The 17,059-nt window shown below is 50.7% G+C and carries 21 protein-coding genes; 14 read left to right on the top strand and 7 right to left on the bottom strand.

The window, feature by feature from the left end:
• Positions 1–119 precede the first annotated feature (119 nt).
• The 12 genes from exuR (at position 120) to ACU8XX_RS03090 (ending at position 6,734) form a co-directional block, all read left to right on the top strand.
• On the top strand, positions 120–896 hold the full coding sequence (gene exuR / locus ACU8XX_RS03145; RefSeq protein WP_000406488.1) for a transcriptional regulator ExuR: 777 nt from the start codon (positions 120–122) through the stop codon (positions 894–896).
• A gap of 239 nt (positions 897–1,135) precedes the next feature.
• The gene (gene yqiM / locus ACU8XX_RS03140; protein WP_211180508.1) at positions 1,136–1,219 is read left to right on the top strand and encodes a protein YqiM; all 84 of its coding nucleotides are present in this window, start codon (positions 1,136–1,138) and stop codon (positions 1,217–1,219) included.
• Between the two features lie 21 nt (positions 1,220–1,240).
• A complete protein-coding gene (gene yqjA, locus ACU8XX_RS03135) occupies positions 1,241–1,903 on the top strand; it encodes a DedA family general envelope maintenance protein YqjA (protein WP_000422149.1) in 663 nt (220 codons plus the stop codon).
• A gap of 3 nt (positions 1,904–1,906) precedes the next feature.
• Positions 1,907–2,290, top strand: coding sequence for an EnvZ/OmpR regulon moderator MzrA (gene mzrA, locus ACU8XX_RS03130; RefSeq protein WP_001166761.1), 384 nt, complete (start codon positions 1,907–1,909; stop codon positions 2,288–2,290).
• Positions 2,291–2,436: 146 nt separating this feature from the next.
• On the top strand, positions 2,437–2,805 hold the full coding sequence (yqjC, locus tag ACU8XX_RS03125) for a DUF1090 family protein YqjC (RefSeq protein WP_001295543.1): 369 nt from the start codon (positions 2,437–2,439) through the stop codon (positions 2,803–2,805).
• A gap of 37 nt (positions 2,806–2,842) precedes the next feature.
• On the top strand, positions 2,843–3,148 hold the full coding sequence (locus ACU8XX_RS03120; RefSeq protein ID WP_000031415.1) for a DUF883 family protein: 306 nt from the start codon (positions 2,843–2,845) through the stop codon (positions 3,146–3,148).
• A gap of 2 nt (positions 3,149–3,150) precedes the next feature.
• A complete protein-coding gene (locus ACU8XX_RS03115; RefSeq protein ID WP_000785722.1) occupies positions 3,151–3,555 on the top strand; it encodes a phage holin family protein in 405 nt (134 codons plus the stop codon).
• Entirely contained in the window at positions 3,545–3,844 is a 300-nt protein-coding gene (locus ACU8XX_RS03110; protein ID WP_000096086.1) for a YqjK-like family protein, read from the top strand. The genes ACU8XX_RS03115 and ACU8XX_RS03110 overlap by 11 nt, the downstream gene beginning before the upstream one ends.
• Positions 3,845–4,029: 185 nt before the next feature.
• Complete coding sequence (locus ACU8XX_RS03105) at positions 4,030–4,422, top strand: DoxX family protein (RefSeq protein WP_000732240.1); 393 nt, start codon at positions 4,030–4,032, stop codon at positions 4,420–4,422.
• 69 nt (positions 4,423–4,491) lie between these two features.
• Positions 4,492–5,478, top strand: a complete 987-nt coding sequence (gene yqjG, locus ACU8XX_RS03100; protein WP_000531210.1) for a glutathionyl-hydroquinone reductase YqjG — start codon at positions 4,492–4,494, stop codon at positions 5,476–5,478.
• A 292-nt stretch (positions 5,479–5,770) separates the two neighbouring features.
• Positions 5,771–6,136: a DUF805 domain-containing protein gene (locus ACU8XX_RS03095; RefSeq protein ID WP_000384145.1), complete on the top strand. Its 366-nt coding sequence runs from the start codon at positions 5,771–5,773 to the stop codon at positions 6,134–6,136.
• A gap of 241 nt (positions 6,137–6,377) precedes the next feature.
• Positions 6,378–6,734, top strand: a complete 357-nt coding sequence (locus tag ACU8XX_RS03090; protein WP_001198807.1) for a DUF805 domain-containing protein — start codon at positions 6,378–6,380, stop codon at positions 6,732–6,734.
• 50 nt (positions 6,735–6,784) lie between these two features.
• Here ACU8XX_RS03090 and yhaJ read toward each other — a convergent pair whose 3' ends face one another.
• Complete coding sequence (gene yhaJ / locus ACU8XX_RS03085) at positions 6,785–7,681, bottom strand: DNA-binding transcriptional regulator YhaJ (RefSeq protein WP_001041009.1); 897 nt, start codon at positions 7,679–7,681, stop codon at positions 6,785–6,787.
• Between the two features lie 104 nt (positions 7,682–7,785).
• Between yhaJ and ACU8XX_RS03080 the strand changes: the two genes are divergently transcribed.
• Complete coding sequence (locus ACU8XX_RS03080) at positions 7,786–8,487, top strand: pirin family protein (RefSeq protein ID WP_000633576.1); 702 nt, start codon at positions 7,786–7,788, stop codon at positions 8,485–8,487.
• A 22-nt stretch (positions 8,488–8,509) separates the two neighbouring features.
• A complete protein-coding gene (gene yhaL, locus ACU8XX_RS03075) occupies positions 8,510–8,674 on the top strand; it encodes a protein YhaL (RefSeq protein ID WP_001300823.1) in 165 nt (54 codons plus the stop codon).
• 60 nt (positions 8,675–8,734) lie between these two features.
• Here the strand turns inward: yhaL and cyuA are convergent, their stop codons facing one another.
• From cyuA to tdcD, 6 genes are all read right to left on the bottom strand, one after another.
• Positions 8,735–10,045, bottom strand: a complete 1,311-nt coding sequence (cyuA, locus tag ACU8XX_RS03070) for a cysteine desulfidase (protein ID WP_000460514.1) — start codon at positions 10,043–10,045, stop codon at positions 8,735–8,737.
• A 27-nt stretch (positions 10,046–10,072) separates the two neighbouring features.
• Complete coding sequence (locus ACU8XX_RS03065; RefSeq protein ID WP_000401598.1) at positions 10,073–11,404, bottom strand: amino acid permease; 1,332 nt, start codon at positions 11,402–11,404, stop codon at positions 10,073–10,075.
• Between the two features lie 274 nt (positions 11,405–11,678).
• Positions 11,679–13,043: an L-serine ammonia-lyase gene (gene tdcG / locus ACU8XX_RS03060; RefSeq protein ID WP_000622126.1), complete on the bottom strand. Its 1,365-nt coding sequence runs from the start codon at positions 13,041–13,043 to the stop codon at positions 11,679–11,681.
• A 71-nt stretch (positions 13,044–13,114) separates the two neighbouring features.
• Positions 13,115–13,504 (bottom strand): enamine/imine deaminase, encoded by a 390-nt coding sequence (locus tag ACU8XX_RS03055; RefSeq protein WP_032174301.1) that lies wholly within the window; start codon positions 13,502–13,504, stop codon positions 13,115–13,117.
• A 13-nt stretch (positions 13,505–13,517) separates the two neighbouring features.
• Entirely contained in the window at positions 13,518–15,812 is a 2,295-nt protein-coding gene (gene tdcE, locus ACU8XX_RS03050; protein WP_000861734.1) for a 2-ketobutyrate formate-lyase/pyruvate formate-lyase, read from the bottom strand.
• Between the two features lie 33 nt (positions 15,813–15,845).
• Positions 15,846–17,054: a propionate kinase gene (gene tdcD / locus ACU8XX_RS03045; protein ID WP_001352528.1), complete on the bottom strand. Its 1,209-nt coding sequence runs from the start codon at positions 17,052–17,054 to the stop codon at positions 15,846–15,848.
• Positions 17,055–17,059 lie beyond the last annotated feature (5 nt).

The raw sequence follows: 17,059 nt of genomic DNA, 5'->3' as shown, positions 1-17,059 counted from the left end.
ATATTCACAATCTTGATTAAATACATTATTTCAATCATCAAATTTATATATCAACAATGGCATACCCATAAATAAAGTGGTATGATAACTTTGTCCGCATTCCACTCCGGGAGACGCATATGGAAATCACTGAACCACGCCGTTTGTATCAACAACTTGCCGCTGACCTGAAAGAGCGCATCGAACAGGGCGTCTATCTGGTGGGTGATAAACTGCCTGCCGAGCGCTTTATTGCCGATGAAAAGAACGTCAGCCGTACGGTAGTTCGTGAAGCCATCATCATGCTGGAAGTTGAAGGCTATGTCGAAGTGCGTAAAGGTTCAGGTATTCACGTGGTTTCCAACCAGCCGCGCCATCAGCAGGCTGCGGACAATAATATGGAATTCGCCAATTACGGTCCGTTTGAGTTGCTCCAGGCTCGCCAACTCATCGAAAGTAATATTGCCGAGTTCGCAGCAACTCAGGTAACGAAACAGGACATCATGAAATTGATGGCCATCCAGGAGCAGGCGCGCGGCGAACAATGCTTCCGTGATTCCGAGTGGGATTTGCAGTTCCATATTCAGGTAGCCCTGGCGACGCAGAACTCCGCCCTGGCGGCTATCGTTGAAAAAATGTGGACCCAGCGTAGCCATAACCCGTACTGGAAAAAACTGCACGAACACATTGATTCCCGTACCGTCGATAACTGGTGTGATGACCACGATCAAATCCTCAAGGCGCTGATTCGCAAAGATCCTCATGCTGCTAAGCTGGCAATGTGGCAGCACCTGGAAAACACCAAGATCATGTTATTTAACGAAACCAGCGACGACTTCGAGTTCAATGCCGACCGTTATCTGTTCGCCGAAAACCCGGTAGTGCATCTCGATACGGCCACCAGTGGCAGTAAATGAAATACCTGTCCGACAGGCGCTGCGACGCGCCTGTTTGTCTCGTCGGTAAGCGAAAAGTATAAAGTGTCAGCCTGTGTAAATCCTCTCGCCACCCTCCCCTGCATTCAGCAAAATCAGACTCCACGGACATGTAATTTTGATAACGAACAACGTTGACCTTTGTTACAATTAGATTCAATTTGAATTTATGTTTTTGAATGCTTTCTTATCTCACGATTTAACAGGGAATAGTTCAGGCTGTGTTGATGTATCAAACCCGCAGAACATACCAAAACAGCAATAACATTGCGGTAGTGCATCTTTTAAAACCAGCGTGGCGTTAACCGATTCACCAGGAATAATGAATGGAACTTTTGACCCAATTGCTGCAAGCCCTGTGGGCGCAGGATTTTGAAACCCTGGCCAATCCGTCGATGATTGGCATGTTGTATTTTGTCTTGTTTGTAATTTTGTTCCTTGAAAACGGCTTGCTTCCGGCGGCCTTTTTACCGGGCGACAGTTTACTGGTATTGGTCGGCGTGTTGATTGCGAAAGGCGCGATGGGCTATCCGCAAACGATTCTGCTGCTGACCGTTGCCGCCAGCCTCGGCTGCTGGGTCAGCTATATTCAGGGGCGATGGCTGGGCAATACCCGCACCGTACAAAACTGGCTATCTCATTTACCCGCGCATTATCATCAACGCGCACACCATCTTTTTCATAAACACGGTTTATCGGCGCTGTTAATTGGTCGCTTTATTGCGTTTGTCAGAACACTGCTGCCGACGATTGCCGGGTTATCAGGGCTGAATAACGCGCGCTTTCAGTTTTTCAACTGGATGAGCGGTCTGCTGTGGGTATTGATCCTGACAACTCTGGGTTACATGCTCGGCAAAACGCCGGTATTTTTAAAGTACGAGGACCAGCTGATGTCATGCCTGATGCTGCTCCCGGTGGTGCTGCTGGTGTTTGGCCTGGCAGGTTCTCTGGTCGTGTTATGGAAAAAGAAATATGGAAATCGGGGGTAAGGGATGCAAATACCTCGCATGTCGCTTCGCCAGCTAGCCTGGTCCGGCGCTGTTTTACTTCTGGTCGGCACGCTGTTGCTGGCCTGGTCCGCGGTTCGCCAGCAAGAGTCTACGCTGGCGATTCGTGCCGTTCATCAAGGCACAACGATGCCAGACGGTTTTTCAATCTGGCATCACCTTGACGCTCATGGCATTCCTTTCAAAAGTATCACCCCCAAAAACGACACTCTGTTAATTACCTTTGACTCCAGCGACCAGAGCGCCGCTGCAAAAGCGGTCCTCGACAGAACATTGCCCCAAGGCTACATCATTGCGCAGCAGGACAATAACAGTCAGGCTATGCAGTGGCTGACCCGGCTACGGGATAACTCTCATCGCTTCGGATAACTTCCTGTTATCCGAAACAGATCACTCACTTTGGTGATTTCACCGTAACTGTCTATGATTAATGAGGCGGTGGTTAACACTACCGCTTCGTTGTCTGGACAATCGTTCCTTTGTAATAGGTCCGAATCACAATGGAAGGTTCAAGAATGAAATACCGCATCGCTTTAGCTGTTTCTCTTTTTGCTCTTAGTGCTGGTAGTTATGCCACTACCCTGTGTCAGGAAAAGGAGCAAAATATCCTTAAGGAGATCAGCTATGCCGAAAAACACCAAAACCAGAATCGTATTGACGGTCTGAATAAAGCCCTGAGTGAAGTCCGGGCCAACTGTTCAGATAGCCAGCTGCGTGCCGATCATCAGAAGAAAATCGCAAAGCAGAAAGATGAGGTGGCGGAACGCCAGCAAGATTTAGCCGAGGCGAAGCAAAAAGGCGATGCCGATAAGATTGCCAAACGCGAACGGAAACTGGCAGAAGCGCAGGAAGAGCTGAAAAAGCTGGAAGCGCGCGACTACTAACTCACAATAGTCACTACTTACTCACCTGGAGAAAACTATGTCGAAAGAACACACTACGGAACATCTGCGTGCTGAGTTGAAATCCCTTTCCGATACGCTGGAAGAGGTGCTTAGCTCATCTGGCGAGAAGTCGAAAGAAGAGTTGAGTAAGATTCGTAGCAAAGCGGAGCAGGCACTGAAACAGAGCCGTTATCGCCTGGGTGAAACCGGTGATGCCATCGCCAAACAAACCCGTGTCGCGGCGGCGCGTGCCGATGAGTATGTGCGTGAAAATCCATGGACGGGCGTGGGCATTGGCGCTGCAATCGGTGTAGTGCTCGGCGTTCTGCTGTCGCGTCGTTAATTATGGCGGACACTCATCACGCGCAAGGGCCCGGTAAAAGCGTTCTGGGCATCGGGCAGCGAATTGTTTCCATCATGGTTGAAATGGTGGAAACACGTCTGCGGCTGGCGGTGGTTGAGCTGGAAGAGGAAAAAGCTAATCTCTTTCAACTTTTACTGATGCTGGGCCTGACGATGCTTTTCGCTGCATTTGGTCTTATGAGCCTGATGGTGCTAATTATTTGGGCGGTTGATCCGCAATATCGCCTGAATGCGATGATTGCCACCACCGTGGTGTTGCTGCTACTGGCACTGATTGGCGGTATCTGGACGTTACGTAAATCGCGTAAATCCACCTTGCTGCGCCATACACGCCATGAGCTGGCAAACGATCGGCAGCTGCTCGAGGAGGAGTCCCGTGAGCAGTAAAGTCGAACGTGAACGACGTAAGGCGCAACTGCTTAGCCAGATCCAGCAACAACGGCTGGATCTTTCTGCCAGTCGTCGTGAATGGCTGGAGGCAACAGGCGCTTACGATCGTCGCTGGAATATGCTGCTAAGTCTGCGCTCCTGGGCGCTGGTTGGCAGTAGCGTGATGGCGATCTGGACGATTCGCCATCCTAATATGCTGGTCCGCTGGGCCAGACGCGGTTTTGGCGTATGGAGCGCCTGGCGTCTGGTTAAAACGACCCTCAAGCAGCAACAGCTTCGCGGTTAACTTCCCTCTGGCCGGAGCCATTCCGGCCGTACCCATCAAATTTTTTGAAGATTTTTGACAGTTTTCCTTGCTAACAATCATCATTCACCACGTTTATGATTCTCTCCATCGACAGCAACGACGCTAATACCGCGCCCTTGCACAAAAAAACAATCAGCAGCCTGAGTGGCGCAGTGGAGAGTATGATGAAAAAATTAGAAGATGTTGGTGTACTGGTAGCACGCATTTTAATGCCGATTCTGTTTATTACCGCTGGCTGGGGAAAAATTACTGGCTACGCGGGTACCCAACAATATATGGAAGCAATGGGCGTCCCGGGTTTTATGCTGCCGCTGGTGATTCTGCTTGAGTTCGGTGGTGGTCTGGCAATCCTGTTCGGTTTCCTGACTCGCACCACTGCCCTGTTTACTGCGGGCTTTACGCTGCTGACGGCATTTTTATTTCACAGCAACTTTGCTGAAGGCGTCAACTCGCTGATGTTCATGAAAAACCTGACAATTTCTGGCGGATTCCTGCTGCTGGCAATTACCGGTCCGGGCGCGTATAGCATCGACCGCCTGCTGAATAAAAAGTGGTAAGCACGCGCTATACTTAACGATAAAAAACGAGGAGGAAGCTCCTCGTTTTTGCTATTGGAGGAGAGAAAAATGGGTCAACTGATTGACGGCGTCTGGCATGACACCTGGTACGATACCAAATCTACCGGCGGTAAATTTCAACGTTCAGCTTCCGCATTTCGTAACTGGCTCACTGCCGATGGCGCTCCTGGCCCCACTGGCACAGGCGGTTTTATCGCAGAGAAAGATCGTTATCATCTCTATGTTTCACTCGCCTGCCCGTGGGCGCACCGCACGCTGATCATGCGCAAACTCAAAGGACTGGAACCGTTTATTTCCGTTTCCGTAGTGAACCCGCTGATGCTGGAAAACGGCTGGACCTTTGATGACAGTTTTCCGGGAGCAACCGGAGACACGCTCTATCAACATGAATTTTTGTATCAGCTTTATCTCCGCGCCGATCCCCACTACAGCGGACGAGTTACTGTTCCCGTGCTGTGGGACAAAAAGAACCACACCATCGTCAGCAACGAATCAGCAGAAATCATCCGCATGTTTAATACCGCGTTTGATGCGCTGGGCGCGAAAGCGGGTGATTACTACCCACCAGCCCTGCAAACGAAAATTGACGAACTTAACGGCTGGATTTATGACACCGTTAACAACGGCGTGTATAAAGCTGGTTTTGCCACCAGCCAGCAAGCCTACGACGAAGCGGTGGAGAAAGTGTTTGAATCGCTGGCGCGACTGGAACAGATTTTAGGTCAGCATCGTTACCTGACCGGCAACCAGCTAACCGAAGCCGATATTCGCCTGTGGACCACGCTGGTCCGTTTTGATCCAGTGTATGTGACCCACTTCAAGTGTGATAAGCACCGCATCAGCGATTACCTTAATCTGTATGGCTTCCTGCGCGATATCTACCAGATGCCGGGAATTGCCGAAACAGTCAATTTCGATCACATCCGTAATCATTACTTCCGCAGCCATAAGACCATCAACCCTACGGGGATTATTTCAATTGGTCCGTGGCAGGATCTCGATGAACCGCATGGACGAGATGTTCGCTTCGGTTAAAAAAAGGCACCTTACGAGGTGCCTCTGATAATTAGCTAAGTGCATGTTGTTCATGTCGGATGCGGCGTGAACGCCTTATCAAACCTACAAAACATTTATATTCAATATGTTGCAATGACCGCGCAGGCCAGATAAGCGTAGCGCATCTGGCGATTTTGCGCTTGTCATCAGTCTTAGCACGCCTTCATAGCCCTTTATTAATTCCTTGAACGAATATTTACTGCCATTTCATTCACGTCTATTCTTAATTTGCTGCTTTAAAAACAAGTGATTGAGCAAAATTGAGGCAAAAATGGACTGGTATCTGAAAGTACTAAAAAATTATGTCGGTTTCCGGGGTCGTGCGCGGCGCAAAGAGTACTGGATGTTTATTCTGGTCAACATCATCTTTACGTTCGTGCTGGGGCTGCTGGATAAAATGTTAGGCTGGCAACGCGCTGGTGGCGAAGGCATCCTGACGACAATCTACGGTATTCTGGTGTTTTTACCGTGGTGGGCAGTTCAGTTCCGCCGCCTGCACGACACCGACCGCTCGGCGTGGTGGGCACTGCTATTCTTAATCCCGTTTATCGGCTGGCTTATTATCATCGTCTTTAACTGCCAGGCGGGTACGCCAGGCGAGAACCGCTTTGGACCAGATCCAAAACTGGAACCTTAAAACAAATCTGCTCGCCGGATGTCTGACTCATCCGGCTTTTATCATCATGTTAATGAATGAATAATTTACTAATGTTTATTTAAAATATTTCAATGTCGTTATATAAATTACCTATAAAAAATAACCATGTATTTATCTTAAATATCAAAACCTTTATAACATCCGAAAAAGAAAGATACGAATAGCATTTACACAATACCCGGAATAGACTTTCATCACTTTTAATTAAAGGGATGTTTTTATGCAGTGGTATTTGTCCGTATTAAAAAATTATGTTGGTTTCTCTGGTCGCGCACGTCGTAAAGAGTACTGGATGTTTACTCTGATTAACGCCATCGTCGGCGCTATTATCAATGTCATTCAATTGATTTTAGGTCTGGAGCTTCCATATCTGTCTATGCTTTATTTGCTGGCAACCTTCCTTCCCGTCCTTGCGCTTGCTATCCGTCGCTTACACGATACCGACCGTTCAGGTGCCTGGGCCTTGCTCTTTTTTGTTCCGTTTATTGGCTGGCTCGTGCTTCTGGTTTTTTTCTGCACAGAAGGTACTTCTGGCAGCAATCGTTACGGAAACGATCCGAAGTTTGGTTCAAATTAATCTTAGAATTGGGGCGATATTTCGCCCCTTTTTATTAACAATAATAAATATTATTTTCCGTTAAAAAGTTTGGGAATTTCCCGCAGACACCAGGATTTCGCTTCCCCCATACTGTCACGACGCCAGGCCATAATAATATCGATCTCGCTGGTCGATTCCGGGCTGACGACACGCAACCGCCCTTCCGCAATATCTTTTTCGACCATAGGATACGGCATCGTCGCCACGCCAAGCCCCGCCAGTAATGCCTGACGTTTATCTTCAATCGTGCTCACCGTTAAGCGCGGCTGTTTGTCCAGCAGCTGTACGGTCAACACCGGGCGCTCACGAGCGGTATCCGCCACCGCAATTCCACGATATTTCACACGCGTCACTTCAGATAACGGTTCCGGCTCCTGATGAATCGGGTGATCAGGCGCGGCAACGTAGACGTTCATTAACGTATAGAGCTTGCGCGAGTTGATCTCCGACGAGGAACGAAAATGCATATCCGGCGCGATAACAATATCCGCCCGCCCCTGCTCCAGCCGTTCCCACGCCCCCGCCAGCACTTCTGTGATGATTGCCAGTTGGGTATTGGCTTTTGCCGCCAGTTTGTCGATTAACGGGAAAAAGGCAGGTGTCGGTACCAGCGCTTCGGTCACAATGGTGAGATGCGTTTCCCAACCGCGCGCGAGAGCTTCCGCATCAGTAGTCAGTTTATCTGCGGCTTCCAGCAAAACGCGCCCTCGCTCCAGCAACATCCTCCCGACATTGGTGAATTTGGTACGATGGCCCGAGCGGTCAAACAGCACCACATCCAGCTCTTCTTCCAGTTTTTGCATGGTGTAGCTAAGTGCGGAAGGCACGCGTCCCAGCTCATCCGCCGCCGCCGCAAAACTGCCCCGGCGATCGATCGCATCCATAACCCGTAGTGCTTCCAGCGTTAATGCCCTTTCTTTGGCCATTTCGTTCTCATTCAGGAAATTTGAACATACCGGGCAGAATATCTGGCTAACAATGTAGCGTCCAGCCCCTTACCATAAAAGGAAGTAAAGAGAGGTCAAGAATTATGATTACTACCCGAACTGCCAGGCAGTGTGGACAAGCAGACTACGGATGGTTGCAGGCCCGGTATACTTTTTCCTTTGGACACTACTTCGACCCGAAATTGTTAGGCTATGCCTCCCTGCGTGTGCTTAACCAGGAAGTGCTGGCCCCAGGTGCCGCCTTTCAGCCGCGAACCTATCCCAAAGTCGATATTTTAAATGTGATTCTGGATGGAGAAGCAGAGTATCGCGATAGCGAAGGCAATCATGTTCAGGCCAGCGCCGGAGAGGCGTTGCTGCTCTCTACCCAGCCGGGTGTCAGCTATAGCGAACACAATCTCAGCAAAGACAAACCGTTAACGCGAATGCAGCTTTGGCTGGACGCCTGCCCGCAGCGAGAGAATCCGCTGATTCAAAAGCTGGCGCTTAATATGGGCAAGCAGCAATTAATCGCCTCGCCAGAGGGTGCGATGGGAAGCCTGCAATTACGCCAGCAAGTGTGGCTGCACCATATCGTGCTCGACAAAGGCGAAAGTGCGAATTTCCAGTTGCATGGGCCACGCGCGTATTTGCAATCGATTCACGGGAAATTTCATGCGCTTACGCATCATGAAGAGAAAGCGGCGCTGACCTGCGGTGATGGGGCGTTTATTCGTGACGAGGCTAACATTACGCTGGTTGCCGATTCCCCACTGCGCGCTTTGCTGATAGATTTGCCTGTCTAGTTGTTTTTACAGGGAGATGATGATGAGTAAAAAATTGGCCAAAAAGCGCCAGCCGGTGAAGCCCGTGGTGGCGAAAGAACCTGCTCGCACCGCCAAAAATTTTGGCTATGAAGAGATGTTGAGCGAGCTGGAAGCTATCGTCGCGGATGCTGAAACGCGTTTAGTCGAGGATGAAGCTACCGCGTAAAGACAAGTTGCCGGATGCGGCGAAAACGCCTTATCCGGCACAATACCCAAAACCTGGCGTTTATCTGGCCTTGCTCGCCATAATCTCGATAATCTGCCGATCGGTTTGCTGCATCGAATGGCTTGCTAACGCACACAGGTTGGCAATCGACTGCTCAACATCATGCGCCACGATCCCTTCATTGCCGGTCACGGCGGTATCATCCAGCGCCATTAACACCGCTTTCCACGCAGCCGAAGCACTGGTCGAAACCTTCATCGCACAGCTGTTCGACGCTCCATCGCAAATCATGCCGCTGACATCGCCGATCATACTGCTGATCGCCATCGAGATAGTTTCATAACGCCCATCCACCAGCCATGCCATCCCGGCGGCGGCCCCCATTGCTGCGGTCGTTGCGGCACAAAGTGCAGACAAACGCGGTAACTGGTTATGGATGTAAATTGCGCTCAAATGCGAAAGCATCAGCGCACGCGCCAGCCGTTCATCATCCGCTCCGAAGTGTTCTGCTACCACCACCACAGGCATTGTTGCGGTGATCCCCTGGTTACCCGAGCCAGAGTTACTCATTGCCGGAAGCGTAGCGCCGCCCATACGCGCATCGGATGCCGCGCTGGTACGAATCACAATGGATGAAGAGAGATCTTTCGCCAGCAAACCGCGCGCGCACTGTTTTTCCAGCGTCGCGCCAATATGCAGCCCCCACTTACCGCTCAAACCTTCCTGCGATAACGCACAATTTAGCTTCGCAGAATCGAGAATAAAGCGGATCGCCGCAAACGGGACTTCATTGACGAACTTCAGGATCTCAGCCAGCGTCGTTCTGGAAAGCACCGTCAGCGGAGACTCTTGCTCGCCCTCTGCCACACACGCCTGCTGGGTAAACACCACACCATCGTGCGTCTCAATATGCACAATGTTGGTATGCCCGCCGACGATGGTGACACACGCCCACTTCTCACCGTTCCAGACTTTGGCGCGTGAGAAGAGGATTTCATTGCAAGGTTCCTGGATCTTAACGGAGACTTTCCCCGCCGCCAGCAGTGCTTTGGCATCGGCAATTGCCTGCGCAGTTGCGTCTTTCAGCACTTCCAGCCCGGCGTTGGCATTTCCACCTAACGCCCCCAGCGCCGCCGCAATCGGCAGCCCCACCATTCCCGTGCCGGGAACGGTGACGCCCAGACCGTTCTTCATCAGATTTGGCGAAACCCAGGCTTCTACACGTTCAACCGGACCTTCCAGTTCTGCCGCAGCAACCGCCGCCGCCAGCGCCAGTGAAATCGGTTCAGTACATCCCAGCGCCGGTTTTACTTCCTCCTGAACGGCGAGGATGTAACGCTGCCATAACGGATTTAAAGTCGAATCAAACATATTAAAAACCTTAAAATTTCAGGTAAATCAAGAAAATGCCAGGAACGGAGAAACACAAAGCAACAAACCAGTGACGATAATCAGGTACAGAGACATCCCTTTGTATTTGTGCAATGCCGGTACTTTGTAAACCAGCCACGCCGGGATCAGGCACCCTACCATGCCGAAAATCGGGCTACAGATAGAGGTGAAGCTCAACACCGGTGCGTTCAGTACGATGGCGCTCCAGGCCAGCAAAATGGCGAAAATCATGATGCCGCGCTGAACAAGATTTTCGTTAATCTTCTCGGCAGGCATCTTGCGACGCAGGATGTTCATTACGATCCCTTGCGTTGCTTCGCGAAAGCCTAAATAGACGCCAAAGAATGCAGTCATGACAGCAAAGATATTGAGAATGACGCTGACCACTTTCACCCACGCTGCGCCGTCACCGCTAATAAACTGTGCGGCAATCGCCAGCGCGGAAATATTCTGCTCGTAGGCTTTTACCGCTTCGTCATGTCCCATCGCCAGCGTGAACGACACGGCGTAGAAAAAGACGGTGACAAACAAAATGCCAAACGCGATATTCATTGCCCGCAATGCTTTATGCCGCGCCACTTCAATTGATTTTTCCCGCGAGCGATAAGAGATCACCATCGGGCTTAACGTCTGGATAAACAGAATCGACGTCAGGGTAAACGGCAGCGTAATAATGGCGTTTTTCACCAGCAGCCCCAGCGGCGGTAGCGAACCGACGTTATACAGATGCCACATTCCCACCATCGACACGCCCAGCGCCGCGACCACCAGCAGCTTGGTCAGCACCATGCCGGTCGAAATTTTGAATAACAATTTCTCGCCGCGTGAAGAGATCGCCACCAGAATGCAAATCAGTACCAGACCATAAAAGGGACTATCTGACAGCAACCCTTCCGTCACGCCGAAGGTATGCAGATAGGAAGCACTATCGTTGGTGATGGCGGTGGAATAGACGAACATCCAAATCACCAGCATTACGAAATAGAGCGCACCTAACAGGATGCCCCAGTTTTTACCTAAATAACCGCTAATGACACTCGGGTAATCTTTACATTCTGGTGATTCTGCCAGCGTATTAATAAACAACCGCTGAAACAGATACATTGCCGGGTAACCAATCACCGATGAGAGCAAAAATACCCACAATCCCATCAAACCGACCTGCACCGGGAGAAAAACAATCCCCGCGCCAATCGCCATCCCGATACTCATAATCACCCAGCCGGTGTCAGTACTGTCGAATTTGATCGCTTCTCGCCACTCGCTCTCACTCATTCCAGCACGACCCGCCGGGGTCGAAGCGTCTGCAATGACGCCTTTATTCGATGCAATTTCCATAATTTCTCGCTCAAAATTTTGTAGGGCTTATTATTTTTTTCCGAGCCGCATCAAGGCGATATGCGGTCTACGTTTTTGCAGGCGAGTTATTAGAATAAAGAAATGATACGCGCGAGGTCAGAGAAAATCTTCACAATCAAGACTTTGAAATAACGGAGATGGATAAGAATTTTCTACTAAATTAATCGCAAGAGAATATTCATTCTCTATTTGCGGCAGATCACAAAAAAAAGGTGCACATTTGTGCACCCAAGGATGAAAGCTGACAGCAATGTCAGCCGCAGACCACTTTAATGGCCAGTCCTCCGCGTGATGTTTCGCGGTATTTATCGTTCATATCTTTGCCGGTTTCATACATCGTCTCGATCACTTTATCGAGTGAAACACGCGGTGCCGAGGTGCGGCGCATCGCCATCCGCGCGGCGTTTACTGCTTTCACGGCATTAATGGCATTACGTTCAATGCACGGGATTTGTACCTGTCCGGCAACCGGATCGCAGGTCAGCCCAAGGTTATGCTCCATCGCGATTTCCGCCGCATTGCATACCTGCGCCGGACTGCCGCCCAGTAGTTCAGTTAACCCTGCCGCCGCCATTGAACAGGCCACGCCAATCTCCCCCTGACAGCCGACTTCCGCGCCAGAGATGGAGGCGTTCATTTTATACAGCGCGCCAATAGCCCCCGCGGCCAGAAAATAGCGGGCAATTGACCGCTCGTTTACCGGACGACGGAACTTATCGTAATAAGCCAGTACTGCCGGAATAATGCCGCACGCACCGTTAGTCGGTGCCGTTACCACGCGCCCGCCAGCTGCGTTTTCTTCACTAACCGCCAGCGCGTACATGTTGATCCAGTCGATGACATTCATCGGATCGTTAGAGATGTTATCGCTGGAAACCAGCTGACGACGCAGCGCTACGGCACGGCGCGGCACATTGAGCGGACCAGGCAGCACGCCTTCAGTGTTCATCCCACGTTCAATACCGTCATGCATCACTTGCCAGATACGGGCAAAACCGGCGTCAATTTCCGCTTTGCTGCGCAGCGCTAGCTCGTTGTGCATCATCAGACCAGATATAGACAGGCCGTTGTAATCACACATTTTCAGCAGTTCACCTGCTGAGTGGAAATCGTAAGGTACGGACGTTTCGACATCGTGCGACAGGCCGAAGTGTTCTTCTTCGACAATAAACCCGCCGCCGACAGAGTAATAGGTTTTACTTAATAGCTCTTCCTGTCCCTTCCAGGCAGTGATCCGCATTCCGTTCTCATGGCGAGGCAACATTTCGGGATGGAAGATAATGTTCTTTGCTACAGGAAAATCAACAATATGCGCACCAGATGCCACTGGCAGCCGCCCGCTGCGCGTTACTAACTCTATAAATGCAGGGATCTCATCAATGACAACATCCTGCGGACTGTTTCCTGCCAGTCCCATGATGATGGCGACATCCGTGGCATGGCCTTTGCCCGTCAGTGACAACGACCCGTACAGATCGACCACAATATGGCTCGTCGCGGTTAATAAGCCGCTACTTTCCAGCCGATCAATAAAACTTTTTCCGGCATTCATTGGCCCCACGGTATGCGAACTGGAGGGACCAATCCCAATTTTGAAAATATCGAATGCACTAATCATATCCACACCCTCGGATTGCCGTTCAGTGAAGTGGAGCGGAACGACCTTACGACCGTCCCGCTCACGAGGCTTTACGCACTACGTACTGCGATGGCTTCAATTTCCAGCTTCATATCTTTCGGCAAACGCGCGACCTGCACACAGCTCCGGGTCGGATAGGTCGCCTGATGCTCATCGAAGAACTGCTTATAGACTTCGTTGATGGTGGCAAAATCATTCAGATCGGTGATAAACACGGTCATCTTGATGATATCGCCCACGCTCAGCCCGGCAGCAACCACGATCGCTTTGACGTTTTCGAGGCTTAAACGCGCCTGATCTTGCACATCAGCCGGGATCTCACCGGTCTGTGGGCAAACCGGTATTTGCCCGGAGGTGAAGACCATGCTGCCTAAATCAACGCCCTGAACATAAGGGCCGATTGCGCCTGGGGCACGTTGCGTTTCGATAATCTTTTTCATACATCCTCCGGCGTCAGAGCGCCTGGGTAAAGGTACGTGAAATAACATCCTGTTGCTGTTCACGGGTCAGTGCGTTGAAGCGCACGGCGTAGCCAGAGACACGGATTGTCAGGTTAGGATATTTTTCCGGGTGCTCGATGGCATCCAGCAGCATTTCCCGATTCATTACGTTGACGTTGAGGTGTTGACCGCCTTCGACATCCGCTTCGTGGTGGAAATACCCATCCAGCAGGCCGACAAGGTTGGTTTTACGTACTGGATCTTCTTTGCCCAGCGCCGCAGGAACGATTGAGAAGGTGTACGAGATCCCATCTTTGGCGTAGGTGAACGGCAGTTTCGCCACCGACGTCAATGAGGCCACGGCACCTTTGCGGTCACGACCATGCATCGGGTTAGCGCCCGGCGCGAACGGTGTTCCGGCGCGACGACCGTCCGGCGTATTACCGGTTTTCTGGCCGTACACCACGTTAGAAGTGATAGTCAGAATCGACTGGGTAGGGACGGCGTTGCGATAGGTTGGCAGCGCTTTAATTTTCTTCATAAAGCGTTCAACCAGGTCGCAGGCAATGCTGTCTACGCGCTCGTCGTTGTTGCCGTACTGCGGATATTCACCGTCGATTTCAAAGTCCACCGCCAGGCCGTTTTCGTCACGGATTGGTTTCACGCGGGCATATTTGATGGCAGACAGGGAGTCCGTCGCCACCGACAGGCCCGCGATGCCGCATGCCATAGTGCGATAGACATCACGATCGTGCAGCGCCATCAGCGAAGCTTCGTAGCTGTACTTGTCGTGCATGTAGTGAATGATATTCAGCGCGCTGATGTACTGCACCGCCAGCCAGTCCATGAAGTGATCGAGGCTGTCCATCACTTTGTCGTAATCCAGCACGTCGTCCATCAGCGGTGCTGTTTTCGGCCCGACCTGAATCTTCAGCTTCTCGTCCACCCCGCCGTTAATTGCGTAGAGCAGCGTTTTCGCCAGGTTAGCGCGTGCACCAAAGAACTGCATTTGCTTACCAATCACCATTGGGCTGACGCAGCAGGCAATCGCGTAATCGTCGCTGTTGAAGTCAGTACGCATCAGATCGTCATTTTCATACTGCAAGGAAGAGGTGACGATCGACACCTGCGCGGCATATTTTTTGAAGGCAATCGGTAATTCTTCCGACCAAAGAATGGTCAGGTTAGGTTCCGGTGCCGGCCCCATAGTGTGCAGGGTGTGCAAATAGCGGAAGGAGTTTTTGGTCACCAGCGTACGACCGTCCAGCCCCATCCCGCCGATCACTTCCGTCGCCCAGATTGGGTCGCCGGAGAACAGCGAATCAAATTCCGGTGTACGCAGGAAGCGTACCATACGGATCTTCATGATGAAGTGATCGATCAGTTCCTGTGCCTGCTGCTCATTGAGTACGCCAGCTTTAAAGTCGCGCTCAATGTAGATATCGAGGAACGATGCCGTGCGGCCCAGCGACATCGCGCCGCCATTTTGCGATTTCACTGCCGCCAGATAAGCGAAGTAGAGCCACTGCACCGCTTCCTGCGCATTCTGCGCCGGGCGAGAGATATCAAAGCCATATTTCGCCGCCATTTCCTGAATCTGCAACAGCGCATGACGATGCTCTGCCAGCTCCTCACGCAGACGGATGGTGGCTTCCAGATCCTCGCCTTTTTCCAGACGAGACTGGAGATCGGCAAATTGCAGTTCGCGTTCACGTACCAGATAACTGATGCCATACAGCGCTACGCGGCGATAGTCACCGATAATGCGCCCACGGCCATAGCCATCTGGTAAACCGGTCAGCACGCCAGATTTACGGCAGCGCAGCATATCCGGTGAGTAAACATCAAATACGCCCTGGTTATGGGTTTTACGCAGATCGGTAAACAGATATTCAAATTCACTGTCCATTTCTCGGCCATAGGCGTGGAATGAACTTTTAATCATATTAATGCCACCGAACGGGTGTAGCGCACGTTTCAACGGCGCATCCGTTTGCAGGCCAACAATTTTTTCCAGCGGCTGGTTAATATATCCCGCATCATGAGCGGTAATTGTGGTGGCAATATTGGTATCGAAATCAACCGGCGCGTGGGTTGCATTTTCGATACGGATGCCTTCCATTACTTTTTCCCACAATTCCGTGGTGGCAGGCGTCGCTTCGGCGAGGAAAGATTCATCGCCTTCATACGGTGTATAGTTATGTTGAATAAAATCGCGGACATTAATTTCGTTTTTCCAGTCCGTACCTTTAAAGCCAAGCCATGCGTCGGCGTACAGCTTATCGCTGGTATCAATATCTACCTTCATGAAAAATAATCTCTCTACAATACTTCAACTAAATTATGCAAATTCTGCGGGCGCGTTAACTTTGCCTAAATGAATGGCATCCAAAGCAATCATTTTTTCTTCGTTAGTCGGAATAACGGCACAAATGACACGCGCATTTTCACTGGAAACAATTCGCTCTCCAAAAGAGTTAGATCGATTATTCATTTCTGTATCAATCACTACGCCTAATACAGCCAAATGTTCCATGACCAGACGACGAATTAAGCTTGAATTCTCTCCTATTCCGCCGGTGAATATAATTCCATCCAGGCGACGTAATGAAGCTGCGTGTCCGGCAATATGACGGGCAATTCGGTGAACAAAGGTTTTAATTGCCAGTTGCGCGCGTTCGTGACCTTCATGCCAGGCTTTTTCCAGAACACGTAAATCCGAAGAAAGACCGGAAATACCTAATAATCCCGACTCTTTATTCACTACGCGTTCCAGGTCACCCAGGCTCTGGTTGGTTTGGCTGGCGACCCAGGACATCGCACCAAAGTCGACATCGCCACTGCGGGTACCCATCATCAAGCCTTCCAGCGGCGTCATTCCCATTGAGGTATCAACACTCTGACCGTTGCGAACCGCGCAGATTGACGCGCCATTGCCAAGATGCGCCACAACCAGGCCGGAGTCATCTTCCGCCAGATTCAGCAGCGAATGTGCGCGCTGGGAAACATAGCGGTGCGACGTGCCGTGGAAACCATAACGGCGTACACCTAACTCTTCATAATATTTCCACGGCAGGCCGTATAAATAAGCTTCCGGAGCCATCGTCTGGTGGAAACTGGTATCAAATACCGCCACCTGAGTTACGCCCGGAAATAATTGCTGCGCCGATTCAATACCACTTAAATTGGCGTAATTATGCAGGGGTGCCAGTGGAGAAACGCGACGGATATTATCAATGACTTCATCGGTAATAATGGCGGACTCGGTAAAAATACTGCCGCCGTGAGCGATGCGGTGGCCAATTAAGGCCACACTGTCATTTAAATTCCGTTTTTCCAGTTCAAATGCAATTGCCTTCAATGCACCTTCGTAGCTGTGGTGAGCCAGCGGTGCTGGCTCTCCCCCATTTACGGATAAGAATGCATTTTCCGAGTTAATACCGTCGGCAATACCTGACATTAATACTTCACAGTCGCTGGCATCGAGCACGGAAAACTTAATCGAAGACGAACCACAGTTAATAACCAAAACAACCGGAAATTCATTCATCTCTT

Source organism: Escherichia sp. MAL-1, from assembly GCF_052948035.1.
Note: the sequence above shows the minus strand (reverse complement) of the source record. Positions and strands in the feature narration are given on the sequence as shown.

Excerpts from the sequence above, each read along its gene's own strand:
- ACU8XX_RS03120 (WP_000031415.1), top strand. The coding sequence starts at position 2,843 with ATGTCGAAAGAACACACTACGGAACATCTGCGTGCTGAGTTGAAATCC.
- ACU8XX_RS03095 (WP_000384145.1), top strand. The coding sequence starts at position 5,771 with ATGGACTGGTATCTGAAAGTACTAAAAAATTATGTCGGTTTCCGGGGT.
- tdcD (WP_001352528.1), bottom strand. The coding sequence starts at position 17,054 with ATGAATGAATTTCCGGTTGTTTTGGTTATTAACTGTGGTTCGTCTTCG.
- mzrA (WP_001166761.1), top strand. The coding sequence starts at position 1,907 with ATGCAAATACCTCGCATGTCGCTTCGCCAGCTAGCCTGGTCCGGCGCT.
- ACU8XX_RS03115 (WP_000785722.1), top strand. The coding sequence starts at position 3,151 with ATGGCGGACACTCATCACGCGCAAGGGCCCGGTAAAAGCGTTCTGGGC.
- ACU8XX_RS03080 (WP_000633576.1), top strand. The coding sequence starts at position 7,786 with ATGATTACTACCCGAACTGCCAGGCAGTGTGGACAAGCAGACTACGGA.
- cyuA (WP_000460514.1), bottom strand. The coding sequence starts at position 10,045 with ATGTTTGATTCGACTTTAAATCCGTTATGGCAGCGTTACATCCTCGCC.
- ACU8XX_RS03090 (WP_001198807.1), top strand. The coding sequence starts at position 6,378 with ATGCAGTGGTATTTGTCCGTATTAAAAAATTATGTTGGTTTCTCTGGT.
- ACU8XX_RS03055 (WP_032174301.1), bottom strand. The coding sequence starts at position 13,504 with ATGAAAAAGATTATCGAAACGCAACGTGCCCCAGGCGCAATCGGCCCT.
- yqjA (WP_000422149.1), top strand. The coding sequence starts at position 1,241 with ATGGAACTTTTGACCCAATTGCTGCAAGCCCTGTGGGCGCAGGATTTT.
- yhaJ (WP_001041009.1), bottom strand. The coding sequence starts at position 7,681 with ATGGCCAAAGAAAGGGCATTAACGCTGGAAGCACTACGGGTTATGGAT.
- exuR (WP_000406488.1), top strand. The coding sequence starts at position 120 with ATGGAAATCACTGAACCACGCCGTTTGTATCAACAACTTGCCGCTGAC.
- tdcE (WP_000861734.1), bottom strand. The coding sequence starts at position 15,812 with ATGAAGGTAGATATTGATACCAGCGATAAGCTGTACGCCGACGCATGG.
- ACU8XX_RS03105 (WP_000732240.1), top strand. The coding sequence starts at position 4,030 with ATGAAAAAATTAGAAGATGTTGGTGTACTGGTAGCACGCATTTTAATG.
- tdcG (WP_000622126.1), bottom strand. The coding sequence starts at position 13,043 with ATGATTAGTGCATTCGATATTTTCAAAATTGGGATTGGTCCCTCCAGT.
- ACU8XX_RS03065 (WP_000401598.1), bottom strand. The coding sequence starts at position 11,404 with ATGGAAATTGCATCGAATAAAGGCGTCATTGCAGACGCTTCGACCCCG.
- yhaL (WP_001300823.1), top strand. The coding sequence starts at position 8,510 with ATGAGTAAAAAATTGGCCAAAAAGCGCCAGCCGGTGAAGCCCGTGGTG.
- yqjC (WP_001295543.1), top strand. The coding sequence starts at position 2,437 with ATGAAATACCGCATCGCTTTAGCTGTTTCTCTTTTTGCTCTTAGTGCT.
- yqjG (WP_000531210.1), top strand. The coding sequence starts at position 4,492 with ATGGGTCAACTGATTGACGGCGTCTGGCATGACACCTGGTACGATACC.